The sequence below is a fragment of the Methylotuvimicrobium buryatense genome (assembly GCF_005931095.1).
Lineage (GTDB): Bacteria > Pseudomonadota > Gammaproteobacteria > Methylococcales > Methylomonadaceae > Methylotuvimicrobium > Methylotuvimicrobium buryatense.
Genome location: NZ_CP035467.1, coordinates 1,740,267 through 1,754,415, shown reverse-complemented (window position 1 = coordinate 1,754,415; position 14,149 = coordinate 1,740,267). Strand labels below are relative to the sequence as shown.

Annotated in this window: 11 protein-coding genes; 4 read left to right on the top strand and 7 right to left on the bottom strand. The window is 50.5% G+C overall.

Features of this window, described 5'->3' with window-relative positions:
* Positions 1–11 precede the first annotated feature (11 nt).
* The gene (locus EQU24_RS07935; protein ID WP_017840001.1) at positions 12–473 is read right to left on the bottom strand and encodes a regulatory protein RecX; all 462 of its coding nucleotides are present in this window, start codon (positions 471–473) and stop codon (positions 12–14) included.
* A gap of 37 nt (positions 474–510) precedes the next feature.
* Complete coding sequence (gene recA, locus EQU24_RS07930; RefSeq protein ID WP_017840002.1) at positions 511–1,551, bottom strand: recombinase RecA; 1,041 nt, start codon at positions 1,549–1,551, stop codon at positions 511–513.
* Positions 1,552–2,443: 892 nt separating this feature from the next.
* Here recA and EQU24_RS07920 point away from each other — a divergent pair.
* Positions 2,444–3,927 (top strand): IS3 family transposase gene (locus EQU24_RS07920; RefSeq protein WP_412768467.1). Its coding sequence is split into 2 segments (ribosomal slippage): positions 2,444–2,887 and positions 2,890–3,927, totalling 1,482 coding nucleotides; the frame shifts between segments, so codons are not numbered across the junction.
* Positions 3,928–4,307: 380 nt separating this feature from the next.
* Here the strand turns inward: EQU24_RS07920 and EQU24_RS07915 are convergent.
* From EQU24_RS07915 to EQU24_RS07900, 4 genes are all read right to left on the bottom strand, one after another.
* Positions 4,308–4,571: a hypothetical protein gene (locus EQU24_RS07915; protein WP_017840005.1), complete on the bottom strand. Its 264-nt coding sequence runs from the start codon at positions 4,569–4,571 to the stop codon at positions 4,308–4,310.
* A gap of 217 nt (positions 4,572–4,788) precedes the next feature.
* Entirely contained in the window at positions 4,789–5,940 is a 1,152-nt protein-coding gene (gene lpxB / locus EQU24_RS07910) for a lipid-A-disaccharide synthase (RefSeq protein ID WP_083877662.1), read from the bottom strand.
* A gap of 22 nt (positions 5,941–5,962) precedes the next feature.
* On the bottom strand, positions 5,963–7,060 hold the full coding sequence (locus tag EQU24_RS07905) for a DegT/DnrJ/EryC1/StrS family aminotransferase (RefSeq protein WP_017840007.1): 1,098 nt from the start codon (positions 7,058–7,060) through the stop codon (positions 5,963–5,965).
* Positions 7,061–7,453: 393 nt separating this feature from the next.
* Positions 7,454–8,389 carry a Gfo/Idh/MocA family protein gene (locus EQU24_RS07900; protein ID WP_017840008.1) on the bottom strand — a complete coding sequence of 312 codons (936 nt, stop codon included), beginning with the start codon at positions 8,387–8,389 and terminating at the stop codon, positions 7,454–7,456.
* 99 nt (positions 8,390–8,488) lie between these two features.
* On the opposite strand from EQU24_RS07900, the gene EQU24_RS23255 reads away from it, so the two are divergent.
* From EQU24_RS23255 to EQU24_RS07890, 3 genes are all read left to right on the top strand, one after another.
* Positions 8,489–8,614, top strand: a complete 126-nt coding sequence (locus EQU24_RS23255) for a hypothetical protein (RefSeq protein ID WP_268869769.1) — start codon at positions 8,489–8,491, stop codon at positions 8,612–8,614.
* A 293-nt stretch (positions 8,615–8,907) separates the two neighbouring features.
* Positions 8,908–11,298 (top strand): phosphoketolase family protein, encoded by a 2,391-nt coding sequence (locus EQU24_RS07895; protein ID WP_017840010.1) that lies wholly within the window; start codon positions 8,908–8,910, stop codon positions 11,296–11,298.
* A 465-nt stretch (positions 11,299–11,763) separates the two neighbouring features.
* Positions 11,764–12,969, top strand: coding sequence for an acetate/propionate family kinase (locus tag EQU24_RS07890; protein ID WP_017840011.1), 1,206 nt, complete (start codon positions 11,764–11,766; stop codon positions 12,967–12,969).
* Between the two features lie 330 nt (positions 12,970–13,299).
* Here the strand turns inward: EQU24_RS07890 and EQU24_RS07885 are convergent, their stop codons facing one another.
* Complete coding sequence (locus EQU24_RS07885) at positions 13,300–14,148, bottom strand: SDR family oxidoreductase (protein ID WP_017840012.1); 849 nt, start codon at positions 14,146–14,148, stop codon at positions 13,300–13,302.
* Between the last annotated feature and the right edge of the window lies 1 nt (position 14,149).

Here is a 14,149-nt window from a genome sequence, read left to right as displayed (position 1 = left end):
TGTTCTTGGAATTACTTAATTTTGATGTTCAAGTGTTCGAGCAAAGCAGCGATCATGCCACCGGAAAACCCTCGTTGCAATAAAAAACGGCTTCGTTTACTCCATTCCGATAAGGTCACCTGTTCGTCTTGACGATATTTTTTGAGGTAGACCCGCTGCAACACGTTAAACCAACTCCCCGCCGCATCCTCTCCGGCTTCGTCCAAATCGAAGCGGTCTATGCCCAATTGCCGCAACTCATAATCGATACGGCTCGGACCGAAACCCTTTTCGATCCTCTGTCGAACGTAACATTCGGCGAAACGCCTGTCGCTCAACCAGTCATTCAGGACTAGTTTATCCAGGACATTATCGATATGCGCCTGTTCAAACCCTCTCGACAATAATTTATTATTCAGTTCCAATCGACTGTGTTCGCGCCGTGCCAACAATCGCAGACACACTGCTTCGATTTTTTTGAGTTCAGCATCCATGTCGAATAAAAGCACCTACCTTAATTTATACTCGACTTTATTCTTCCGAAAAAACCTCTTCGCCACTCTTCTCGGCCGGTGCTCGCAGTCCTCCAAAAGCCTCGGCTCTGATTTTTGCTTCGATATCCGCCGCTTTCTCCGGATGTTCTTTTAAAAATTGCTTGACGTTGTCCTTGCCTTGCCCGATTTTTTCGTCATTATAACTGTACCAAGAGCCGGCTTTTTGAATGAGTCCGTAAGACACGCCTAAGTCGACCAGTTCTCCATAAAACGACACGCCTTCGCCATAAAGAATCTCGAATTCAGCCTGCTTGAAAGGCGGCGCGACCTTGTTTTTGACGACCTTGACGCGGGTTTCGTTGCCGATCACTTCGTCGCCTTTTTTAACCGAGCCGATGCGTCGAATATCCAAACGCACCGAAGCATAAAATTTCAAGGCATTGCCGCCGGTCGTAGTTTCCGGACTGCCGAACATGACGCCGATTTTCATGCGAATCTGATTGATGAATATCACCAAGGTATTCGAACGCTTGATATTAGCGGTCAATTTTCTGAGCGCCTGAGACATCAAGCGGGCTTGCAAGCCCATGTGCGAATCGCCCATATCGCCTTCGATTTCGGCTTTCGGGGTGAGCGCTGCAACCGAATCGACGACGACGATATCGACTGCTCCCGAACGAACCAGCATATCGGTAATTTCCAGCGCCTGCTCGCCGGTGTCGGGTTGAGAAACCAATAAATCGTCGACGTTGACGCCGATTTTTTCGGCATAACCGGGATCGAGTGCATGCTCGGCATCGACGAACGCGGCTGTCCCGCCCAGTTTTTGCATTTGCGCGATAACCGATAAAGTCAATGTGGTTTTACCTGACGACTCCGGGCCGTAAATTTCAATCACCCTTCCACGCGGTAGCCCCCCGCATCCTAAAGCAATATCCAAGGATAAAGAACCGGTCGAGACAACCTGGATATCTCGAGAAGCGGCCACATCGCCCATCCGCATCACCGAGCCTTTGCCGAATTGTTTTTCGATCTGCATCAAGGCAGCGCCAAGTGCTTTTTTCTTGTTCTCATCCATTTATATTGCCCTCATCTAAACTAGTTTCTATTTCGAAAACACTCTGCGCAAAATGTCTTCTGTTAGGCGTTCGCTGTTTCTTTCCAAAAGTACATTTCATACTCAATTTTAAAAACCACCAATCCGATGCTTACCATTGGAAGAATCGGCATTGCTAGTCATCGCCTTTCGATTAAGCGGTAACAGCCATCGCTAAAAAGGGCTTATTATGACATAGCGTATTTTATTTGGCACAGCTAATATGTCTCGTTCAATTTAAACGACTTACTATACCTATCGCACTTCAAATTTCGGCATTAGCGTATGGAGGCGCCGGGGTGTTCGGCAAAGGCTTTGGCAGCATAGATGCTGTCATAGAGTCTACATGGACGTATTCACGGCGTCCTTTGACGGGCACCACGACGCCGAAATTTGACTAGCAAAGCGTATAACTATTCACTTGGTTATGGCAATGCTGTTTTGTTCGACGCTTACACCAAATGTGATCGGTAAACTGCGCCTGGAATTGCCAGTCTACACATACAACAATGTAAGTTTCGGTATCGAAAAAAACCATTTTAGCTAATTGCTGTGTTCGCGCTTTTCAACTGAAATATTTCGCTCTTTCCCAAGCTCCAGCTTGGGAAAGACACCCCGGAAGCTCCAGCTTCCTGAGACCGACACAACCTCCGCACATTCTCAATCAACCCCGACTCGCTCGTTCAATCTTTCTTGATTGTCGGGAAGCTAGAGCTTCCTGAACAGGTTACCCAAGCTGGAGCTTGGGTAACAGCATATTTTAGTTTTTGCGACTGCGTCTGCCCCCTGTGCCAATATGACCTGAGACACTTACCCCTCGGAAATTAGAGTATAAAGGTAGGCCAGAATCATGAGCAAATCAAAAGCAGAGACCATGGAATCACCACAATTAACTGCGCCGGAGGTCGCGTTGGAAGACGCCCGTAGGGCGGCTGGAAACGCGACCTCCGGCGCGCGGCCCGATCCGGAGGTGGTTGCCACCGCCCAGCGCCGACAATTTACCAGCAGCGACAAGCGCCGCATCCTGGATGCCGCTGATCGCTGTACTCAGCCGGGTGAGATTGGCGCCCTATTACGCAAAGAAGGGATTTACTCCTCCCAATTAGCCACTTGGCGCAAACAGCGTGCTGCCGATCAGCGTGCCGCGCTGGCGCCGCAAAAGCGCGGGCGCAAGGCCGACTCGGCTCAGGCCGAGGACCGTCGTGTGCGCCAACTTACCCAGGAAAATGAGCGCCTGCGTCGCAGACTCGCTCAGGCCAATGCCATTATTGATGTCCAAAAAAAACTTTGCGTCTTGTTCGGACTGCCGGCGGACGAGACGCCGAGCGAGTCCAACTGATGCAAGCCCTTAACCAGCTGGCCCCGGAGGTCGGCCTGGCTCCGGCTTGTGCAGCCCTGAATTTGAACCGCAGTTCGGTCTATCGCGAGGATGCCCGTCGGCGCCTCCTGACGCCTGTGCCGGTAACGCGGGTGCCTCGTCCATCCGCCCCGCTGGCTTTCTCGACTAATGAGCGGCAGCAAATGCTGGCGGTGCTTAACAGCGAACGCTTCGCCGACTGCTCGCCGTATTTTGTCTATGCCACTCTGCTGGACGAGGGGCGCTACATCGGCTCGGTGCGCACCTTGTACCGTGCTCTGGAAGCGGACGGCCAGTCAGCGGAGCGCAGGCGCCAACGGATGCACCCGGTCTATACCAAGCCTGAACTCCTGGCCACCGCGCCCAATCAAGTCTGGAGCTGGGATATTACGAAACTCAAAGGCCCGGCTAAATGGACCTGTTTCCACCTCTATGTGATCCTGGATATTTTCAGTCGCTATGTCGTTGGCTGGATGGTCGCCCCGCGGGAAACCGCCGAACTGGCCGAGCAGCTGATCGCCGAGACGGTGACCAAGCACAACATCCCGCCGCATACCCTGACGCTGCATGCCGATCGCGGTTCCAGCATGCGCAGCAAGCCCGTGGCTGCCTTACTGGTCGATCTGGATGTCGCCAAGACTCATAGCCGGCCTTATGTCTCGGATGACAATCCCTATTCCGAGGCCCAGTTCAAAACCCTGAAATATCGGCCTGATTTCCCCGTCCGCTTCGGCTGCATTGAGGATGCCCGCAGCCATTGCCAACGCTTCTTCCCGTGGTACAACCAGTCCCATTGCCACTCGGGCATCGGTTACATGACCCCGGCCACCGTCCATTTCGACCAAGCGGCTACGGTATACCAAGCACGCGCAAAAACCCTGGAGATTGCCTTCCTCGCCAATCCAAAGCGATTCAAAGGAAAGTGCCCTTTGCCACCCAGCTTGCCTAACGCCGTTTGGATTAATCCGCCTATTAACACAAAGGAGAACCTCGACTCATAAATACACAACAATTAGACACTAATTAAAACAACTTGGTGTCTCAATGTCATTGACACATTCCGCTGACCCCTGCTTGGACACTTGGCTTCGACAAGCTGAAGCATCTTGCTAATCAGGTACAACAATGTAAGTTTCGGTATCGAAAAAAGCCATTTTAGCTAATTGCTGTGTTCGCGCTTTTCAACTGAAATATTTTTGAAATTGTTAGTGATCATAGGCTTTTAAGCGCTTGATGTAATGTACTAGCAGTCGAGAGCAAGGCGCTAAACGACACCTTATAACTAACGCCTTTTATAGGCCGTTTCTCACCCAACCCACTCAACACTACCTCGCATCAATGACTTCACCCCAACCCATTAGAGTCTCCGCTCAAAAATAAATCAATCAGAATCAATATCCGATTTATCTTTCGACTTTTCAATCAATTGATCCATTTCTTCTCTAGGCAAATAATCCAAATCCCAATGACTGGTATAGTTTTCTTTTAAGCGCCGTCTTCCCGGATGTAATGCCTTCGACTCAGCGCGACAAGTTACCGCGGCGGTTTGTGACGACTCTTCGGATAATTCGTTATCTTTGTCATCGCCATAATGGTTAAATCGCGCAAAAACCGTTTGTTTGATGCTGTCGAACAGATGACTCATATCCTCTACTCCTAGCTTTTTACCGAATTTATGCCCGCAGATCAAAATAGGCTCCCCGAGGCCGAATTTTCATCTACGATGGGTATAACACAGTAGTCATGGAAACTAAAATTTCGCTTATAGTTTATCGCGCAATGCATTATAAGCAAATCCTAGTAATTTACTAGGAAATACAAACCCTAACCTCTGTCCGGTAGCTAAAACCGAACCGTCTTTCTTATTTTTCGGTCAACATTTCTAAAGCCAGGATCGCCATGTTTTTCGACCCTTCTCCACTTCCCAGCGTATTTTTAATGGCACTCAAATCGGACTTTACCGCATCGTAATAAGCTCGATCGCTCAATAGCTTGACGATTTCATCGGCAATATTTTTCGCGTTAGCTTGGTGCTGTATCAATTCTTTTACCACCGCCTTACCCGCAACGATATTGGGCAAGCCGATAAAAGGAGTTTTCACTAACAAACGTCCGAGCCAGTAGGTCAATTCGGATAGTTTGTAAACGATAACCATCGGCACCTGGAGTAACGCAATTTCCAGCGTAGCGGTCCCCGAACTTGACATGATCGCCGTACAACATTGAACCGCATCGTAGGTTTCGTTTTTAATAACCTTGATTGCCAAATCGGAACGATCGAGATATGACCGGAGCAGTTCGTCGCTGACACTTTGGGCTTGCGGCAAAATGAATTGCGCACCGGGCACAAGGGAAAGCACAATCGACGCGGCGTCCAGCATCACCGGTAGTAATCGTTCAATTTCTTGTTTTCTGCTGCCGGGCACTAACCCAATGACGGGGCGCTCGCCGTCTAGGCCGAAACGATCCAGATCCTCATGTTTCGTGTACCGAGGGTGCACTTTGTCGATCGAAGGATGCCCAACATAACTTACCGGAACGTTTTCCGCTTCATAATAGGCCGTTTCGAACGGAAAAATCACCGCCATCCTATCGATCACTCGGCCGTATTGCTTAACCCGCCCAGGACGCCAAGCCCAGACTTGAGGGCTCACATAAAACAACACCTTGACGCCGAAGCTTTTGGCAAATTTGGCCAATTTAAAATTGAATTCCTTATAATCGACGCAAACCAGCAAATCGGGCCGTTCGTCAACCAATAAACGTTGCATTTGCTTTAAGGCTTGCCGTATTTCGCGGTAATGCTTGAGCACTTCGACGACGCCGATTACCCCGATATTCGACGAATCGAAACGAATATCGATTCCGGCTTCGCGCATTGCCGCCCCTCCCATGCCAAGTCCTTCGATGCCGGGATGCAGGTTCTGCAATTCGAGAAACATATGCGCGGCATGACGGTCGCCGGAGGATTCGCCGGCGCTGAACATGACCTTAAAAGACTGGGTAGATGTCAAAAGCAGGTCTCTCAGCGATTGATCAAGCCGTTAGCACGGAACGAATCACGCCGACGATGGTTTCGATGTTTTCATCCGACAAATTCGGACAAATCGGCAGCGCCATGCAGTTCGCGGCCACCGATTCGGTCACCGGCAGCGACACATCGGCATAGGCTTCCTTGAAGACATTTTGCCGATGCAAGGGCACGGGATAATAGATCGCGCAGCCGATTTGCTTATCTTGCAAGGCTTTCAGAACGTCATCTCGCCGGTCGCATAATAACGTGTATTGATGATAGACATGCTCTCCTAAGCCGTCTTCGTAAGGCACGGTCAACGGCAAATCGGCCATTAATTTCGAATATAAGTGAGCGGCGCGGCGGCGGCCTTGATTATATTGTTCGATGCGTTTCAATTTGACACGCAGCACCACGGCCTGCATGTCGTCGAGCCGGCTGTTATAGCCGATCGCGTCGTGATAATAGCGCACATCGGAGCCGTGATTGCGCAGCATTTTGACTTTCGCGGCAGTCTCGTCCGAATTTGTCGTGACCAGGCCGCCGTCGCCGAACGCACCGAGATTCTTACTCGGAAAAAAGCTAAACCCGGCTGCATTACCGATACTGCCTGTTTGTTGACCGCCTATACGAGCACCGAACGATTGCGCACAATCTTCAATTAATTTCAGATGATGTTTGGCGCAAATTTCTTTGATTCTTGCCATATCGGCCGGCTGTCCGAACAAATGTACCGGCATCACTGCCTTGGTTTTCGGCGTAATCGCTTGCTCGATCGCTTCCGAGTCGATATTGAAGGTGCGAGGATCGATATCGACGAAGACCGGTTTTGCGCCGACATAGCAGATCGCCTCGGCCGTGGCAATGAATGTAAAAGCCGTTGTAATCACTTCATCGCCGGCGCCGATTCCTTCGGCGGCCAGAGCCAAATGCAGCGCATCGGTTCCTGAAGCCACACCGATGGCATGCTTGACCCCTAAATAATCGGCCGCTTCCTTCTCGAAGCCTTGAACATTAGGCCCCAATATGAAAGAACAATTTTCAATCGTTTGTGCAAGACCCTGCTCGATTTCATCTTTGATTTCGGCATATTGAGCTTGCAAATTTACCATAGGGATCATGTCGATTAACGCCTCTTTGTAGAACTATAGATTTTTTAAACTTGAATCGCTCAGGCCGAATAAACCGGACAAAATCTGCGCGCCCATCTTGCGTAACTATTCAGTCCCCCGGAAATTATCGTTCCCACGCTCTGCGTGGGAACGCCTGAGTACCGCTCCGGCGGTACGAGACGCTAGAGCGTCTCGGCCTTCATTCCCACGCCGGAGCGTCACTGCCATTAAGTTAAGGATTTTTCCGTTCGCCCTGAGCCTGTCGAAGGGTGAATGGAAAAATCCTGGGTCGATAAGTTAAGCCGTCCATGGTTCGACAGGCTCACCACGAACGGCTTAACTTAATGGCAGTGGCGCTCTGCGTGGGAACGATAGGGGGTGTGAATAATTACCATCTTGCTGTTATTTATTCAACGCCTTGGAAATTTCCAATGCTGTCGCCAACGCGCGTCTACCGGCCTCACCCGGTACCAGCGGGTTACTTCCTGTATGAATGCAATTGACGAAATGTTTGATTTCCTCAAGCAACGCATCGCCGTTTTCGAACACCGACTCTTCGGTTAATATTTCGGGAATACCGGGAAACATTTCTTTGGGGCCGGTTTTATGCTTGGTCAGCACTCGATTTTGGAAATCGACCGAGATATAAGAACTCGGTCTGAACATGCGCATTTTGCGCTCCATTTTCATACTAATTCGGCTGGCAGTGACATTCGCAACGCATCCCGTCTTGAATACCAGTCGGGCATTGGCGATATCGATATCGGAAGTCAAAACCGACGTACCGCTCGCGTCGATCCGCTCGACTTCGGAATCGACCAAGGCCAAAATGATATCGATGTCGTGAATCATTAAATCCAGCACGACGCTAACATCGTTGGCGCGCGGATTGAATGGAGACAAGCGGTGCGATTCAATAAAAAGCGGTTTTTCCTCCGCTTGCCCAAGACCTAGCACAGCCGGGTTAAAGCGCTCCAGGTGACCGACTTGCAAAATGACTTTGTTGCGCTCGGCAATGGCGATCAAGTCATCGGCTTCATCGACCGTCACGGTAATCGGCTTTTCGACCAGCACATGCGCGCCGGATTCGAGAAAATCTTTGGCAACCCGATGATGCAAGGTCGTCGGCACAACGATACTGACCGCATCAACCTGACCCAACAAAGACTGATATTCGGTCAAGGCCCTTGCACCATGTTTTTCAGCGACATTGCGCGCGGCCGTTTCGTTAATATCGACGACTGCCGTCAATTCGCAATCGGGCAGTGATGCATATTTCTCGGCATGAAACTTACCGAGATAACCGGTTCCAATAACCGCACATTTTAATTTTTTCATAGTGCCAACTAAAATTCTCGTCAGACAGCAACGCTACCGCATACTTCGCGTTCCTGTGAATTATGTAAATGATGCATTGTAGACTATTACGTTTAATCCATGAAATCAGCAATTCCCAGTTTGAGCAGTTTCGCCGATTTTAGGGTGTGGGGTATGCCTGTCGAGGAACGCCGTAAACCCATCCATGGGGGCTTGGCGGCAGCTCGAACGCCAAGGATGGCGTGAATGCAGATTTTGCAGGAGCAAAAATCTGCCCTGCTGCCGACATCCTCGCCAAGCATACCCCACACCCTTTTTGATCTCCAAATTGGGAATTGCTGCCATGAAATGGACTTTTACAAAGCGTCAAGCAATATGCTTCAGTCACAAGAGTCATCACGCACATCGACGTCCGACAACATTAAAACGGTCACATTGTGGTCATATCTGCGTTATATTGTAGCCATGGACCTGAAAATTAAGTTGGATCGCTAGTTTCCAGGAATTCTCGGACAAACCCTAAAACTTAGGAGTAACTTATGAGCACTGAAATTTCAACATCCGTCTCCGACCCCCTCGATGCCGAAGAATTAAGAAAAATCGATGCTTGGTGGCGCGCCTGCAATTATTTGTCGGTCGGCATGATTTATCTCCGAGCTAATCCTCTCCTGAAAGAACCCTTGTCGACCGAACATGTCAAACATCGTTTATTAGGCCACTGGGGAGCCAGTCCCGCGTTGTCGTTTGCCTGGGCGCATCTCAATCGTTTGATTAAACGTGACGAGCTCGATGTGATTTTTATCGCCGGTCCCGGTCATGGAGCCCCCGGCGTTTTAGGGCCGAGTTACTTGGAAGGCACCTATTCCGAAGTCTATCCCGATAAAAGCGAAGACACGGAAGGCATGCGTAAATTCTTCAAACAATTTTCATTCCCGGGCCAGATCGGCTCGCATGTCACGCCGGAAACGCCCGGTTCGATCCATGAAGGCGGCGAATTGGGCTACAGTCTCGCACATGCCTACGGCGCAGCATTCGACAATCCGGATTTGATCGTCGCCTGTGTGGTCGGAGACGGCGAGGCGGAAACAGGGCCATTGGCGACTGCTTGGCATTCGAATAAATTCTTGAATCCGATACGCGACGGCGCGGTCTTGCCCATTCTCAATCTGAATGGCTACAAAATCGCCAATCCGACAATTCTTGCCCGCATCAGTCACGAAGAACTGGAGGCCATGTTTATCGGTTATGGTTACCGGCCCTATTTCGTCGAAGGCAGCGATCCGGCAGAAATGCATCAAAAAATGGCTTCCGTTGTTGATGAAGCCATCGCCGAAATCAAAACCATTCAAAAGTCCGCCCGAGAAAGCGGAATCGCAGAGCGCCCGCGCTGGCCGATGATCGTGTTACGGTCTCCGAAAGGCTGGACCGGACCGAAAACAATCAACGGCCATCAATCCGAAGGCTCGTGGCGATCTCATCAAGTGCCCTTTGCCGACGCTGGCACCAGTTCGTCCGGCTTGCGCTTACTGGAGGAATGGCTGCAAAGCTATCGACCGGAAGAGCTATTCGACGACAACGGCCGCTTAGTGGCAGAACTCAGAGAACTTTCTCCACAAGGCCAGCGCCGAATGAGCGCCAATCTTCACGCCAACGGCGGCTTATTGCGCAAGGCGCTCAAATTACCCGATTTTCGAGACTATGCGGTCGAAGTCAACCGGCTCGGCCAAGCCGAACATGAAAACACCAAGCCGCTGGGCGAATTCTTAAGGGACGTTCTAAAAAACAACATGAACAATTTCCGGATTTTCGGTCCGGACGAAACCGCATCGAACCGCTTGCAAGCGGTCTATGGAGCGTCCAAAAAGACTTGGATGGCGGATTTTTTACCCGAAGACGAAGACGGCGGCGAATTGAGCCGGGACGGGCGCGTCATGGAAATGCTCTCCGAACATACCCTGGTCGGCTGGCTTGAAGGCTACTTGCTGACCGGCCGGCACGGTTTTTTCCATACCTACGAAGCCTTCGCCCACGTCGTCGATTCGATGTTCAACCAACATGCAAAATGGCTCGACACCAGTAAAAACCATGTGCCATGGCGAGCGAAAGTATCTTCGCAAAATATCTTGTTGTCCTCGACCGTCTGGCGTCAGGATCATAACGGCTTCTCGCACCAAGACCCCGGCTTTATCGATCTGGTCACGAACAAAAGCCCATCGGTGACCCGCGTCTATTTGCCGCCCGATGCGAACACCCTGCTTTCGGTTGCCGATCATTGCCTGCGTTCGACCGACTATATCAACGTCATAGTCGCGGACAAGCAAAAGCATCTTCAGTTTTTGACGATCGAAGAAGCGATTGTGCACTGCACCAAGGGTGTCGGACTTTGGGAACGCGCCAGTAACGACCAAGGTCAAGACCCGGACGTAGTCATGGCTTGCTGCGGCGATGTCGCAACCTTGGAAGCGCTGGCCGCAACGGCCATTCTGCGTGAGCATCTACCGGATTTGAAAGTCCGTTTTGTCAATGTGGTCGATTTATTCAAACTGCAACCGAACACCGAACATCCTCACGGTTTAAGTCATCGCGAATTCGATAGCCTATTTACGGTCGACAAACCGGTCATTTTCAATTTCCACGGCTATCCCTGGTTGATTCACAAATTGGCCTATCGCTTCAAGAATCATGAAAATCTGCATGTGCGGGGCTATAAAGAACGCGGCAATATCAATACACCCATGGAGCTTGCGATTCTGAACGAAGTCGATCGCTTCAATCTAGTCATCGATGTCATCGACCGGGTTCCGAAATTGCAAATCAGGGCGGCCCATCTCAAGGAGCTCATGAAAAACGAAATCATCGAGAATCTTCGTTATGCGCATCAACACGGCACCGATAAACCCGAAATCACCGGTTGGCAATGGCCGTTTTAACAGTAATCCTGAAAAGAGCAGTTGGCCTATGTTGTAGACCGTTCGTGCTGAGCCAAGTCGAAGCATGAAGGGTCTACAATACTTTCACCGGACTGGTGAAGCCTCAAACTACCGTTCACCCTTCGACAAGGCTCTCCTGAGCGTAGCCGAAGGGGCTCTCAACAGCTCTTTTTAGGGTAATGACAAACCTGATTAGCAAGATGCTTCAGCTTGCTGAAGCCAATTGTCCGAGCAGAGGCATAAGTATCTACACAATTTTTCTGCGGGACGGGTTATTTAACCCGTCCCCAACGTTTCGGTTTGCCCTAAACATTTCGGCTAACTTCGGCCAAAGTCAAAACGTTTAGGACGGGATTACAAACCCCGTCCTGCTAGGGATATGCTGGTTTTTGGGCTTTAGCTGAAGAAACTTGCTAATCAGATTTTTATTTGTAAAACGGCGTTTACCAAAATCATTTTAAGGATATGACAATACCAAACGGCAATATTCTCGTTATCAACAGCGGCAGTTCCTCAATTAAGTATCGATTGATTGCTCTGCCGCAAGAGCAGGTACTGGCAGACGGCTTGCTGGAACGCATCGGAGACCAGAAAAGCAGGATCATTCATAGAGCCGACGATTCGGGTCGTTTATATGAAATCAAGCAGTCGGTCGCCGCTGCCGATCATCACCAAGCCTTCAAGGCAGTCTTCGAGATTTTGGGCGAAAATTGCCCGGTCGATGCAATAGGCCACCGCGTCGTACATGGCGGTGACCGGTTCTCCGGCCCTGCCTTGGTCGATGACGATACGATAGCGTCGATGCGCGCGCTCTGCCGAATAGCGCCGCTGCACAATCCGGTAAACTTGCTTGGCATCGAGAGCTGCTTGGCTCATTTCCCGGGAGTACCTCAGGTGGCGGTATTCGATACGGCATTTCACCAAACGATGCCGCCCCACGCCTATCGTTATGCGATTCCGGAAACTTGGTATAGCGATTACGGCATACGCCGATTCGGTTTTCACGGCACCTCTCATCATTATGTGGCGAGACGGGCCGCCGAATTTATCGGGAAACCTTTCGATCGCAGCCATCTGATTACTTTGCATTTGGGCAATGGCGCGAGCGCAACGGCGATTGCAAACGGCCGTTCCATCGATACATCGATGGGATTTACGCCCTTGGAAGGTCTTGTGATGGGCACGCGTAGCGGCGATTTGGACCCGGCAATACCGCTATTTGTCGAACAAACCGAAAATACCGACACGAACGTAATCGACCGGGCATTGAACCGCGAATCCGGATTAAAAGGCTTATGTGGTACCAGCGACTTAAGAACCGTGCTCGAACAAACAAATGCAGGCGATGAACGAGCCCGCTTGGCTCTCGATCTGTATTGCTATCGAATCAAGAAATATATCGGCGCTTACTACGCGGTACTCGGCGAAGTCGACGCTCTGGTTTTTACCGGCGGCGTCGGCGAAAACGCGGCCGAAGTGCGCCGTTTAGCCTGCGAAGGCCTGTCGCGTCTCGGCATCACTATTGATGAAGCGGCCAATAGCGACGTGACCGGAGCTATCGCCGAAATCGGACATCCCGAAAGTCGAACCCGTATTCTAGTCATTAAAACTGACGAAGAATTGCAAATTGCCCGGGAAACCATGGTTGTACTTGATAAAGATCACGCATGAAAATATTTAGACTGAACGGTTTACCGGGCACCCAACACCATGGAAAAATTCTTCAACACGTTAGGTCCCATAAAAGCGGCCATGCATTATTATATTCCGCCGCTGGATCGCATCGATTGACCTAAAATTCAACACATAGCTTACGTAGGATGGGTAGAGGCGGAAGCCGAAACCCATCGTTTCAACCCCACCACCGAATCTCTCGCCGAACGGATTTTTAAATCCAGCCGCAATAGTTTCCTGCCGTTTGCGGGGTCTCCATGATGGGTTTCCGCTTCGCTCCTACCCATCCTACTGCCTCTTTCATCTTTCCCCTTTCTTCTTTCCTCTTTAACCTAAATCAAACATCTCCCCATAACCCTCCCGATAAGTCGGGTATTTAAACCGAAACCCCAAGGTCTTCAAGCGACTATTCCGACATCGTTTATTTTGATCTGGAACATTATCGGCAGGTTTTGCGATCGGCGGTTGGCTGTTCATTTGTTGAGCGAGCCATGAAATCACGTCCCACATCGGCGCGGGATTGTCGTCGCTGGCCAAATAAAAATTGTCCAGATGCCCTCCTTCGATATGCTTTTTCATTAAAAAAGCCAACACAGCCGCGCAATCATCTTGGTGAATTCGGTTCGTGTAATAAGGCGGGTCGACTTGAATGGCGGCTTGCCGCGACGCCATTTGTAAAAGGCGCTCTCTACCCGGGCCGTAAATACCGGAAAACCGAACGACGACCGCGCCGGGATCATGCTCCAACAGCTTTTGCTCGGCCTTACGGATGATTTGCCCGGTTACGGTATTCGGTTGGGCATCCGAAGATTCATCCACCCATTCACCCGCTGTTTGCCCGTAAACGCCGGTGGATGAAACAAAAAACCATTGCGGCATGCGGCCGTCGGCTTTAAATCGTTGTATCAGATTGTTCAATGCCGTATCGAAAACGGCACGATAGGCTTCGGCATCGCGTCCGCCGGGCGTTGGTAAGTAGAGCACTTGGTCAAAATCGCAATCGATCCGTTCGAGATCCTCAGGCCGTGTCAGGTCGGCTTTGATAAAACGCGTTCCGCCATCATTCCTCATAGGCGGATTTCTTTTAAGGCCGAAAACCTGATAATGATTGCTATAGAGGATCGAGGCGAGCCTAGCGCCGATGTCGCCGTAACCGGCAATCAGTAATTTTGTCATC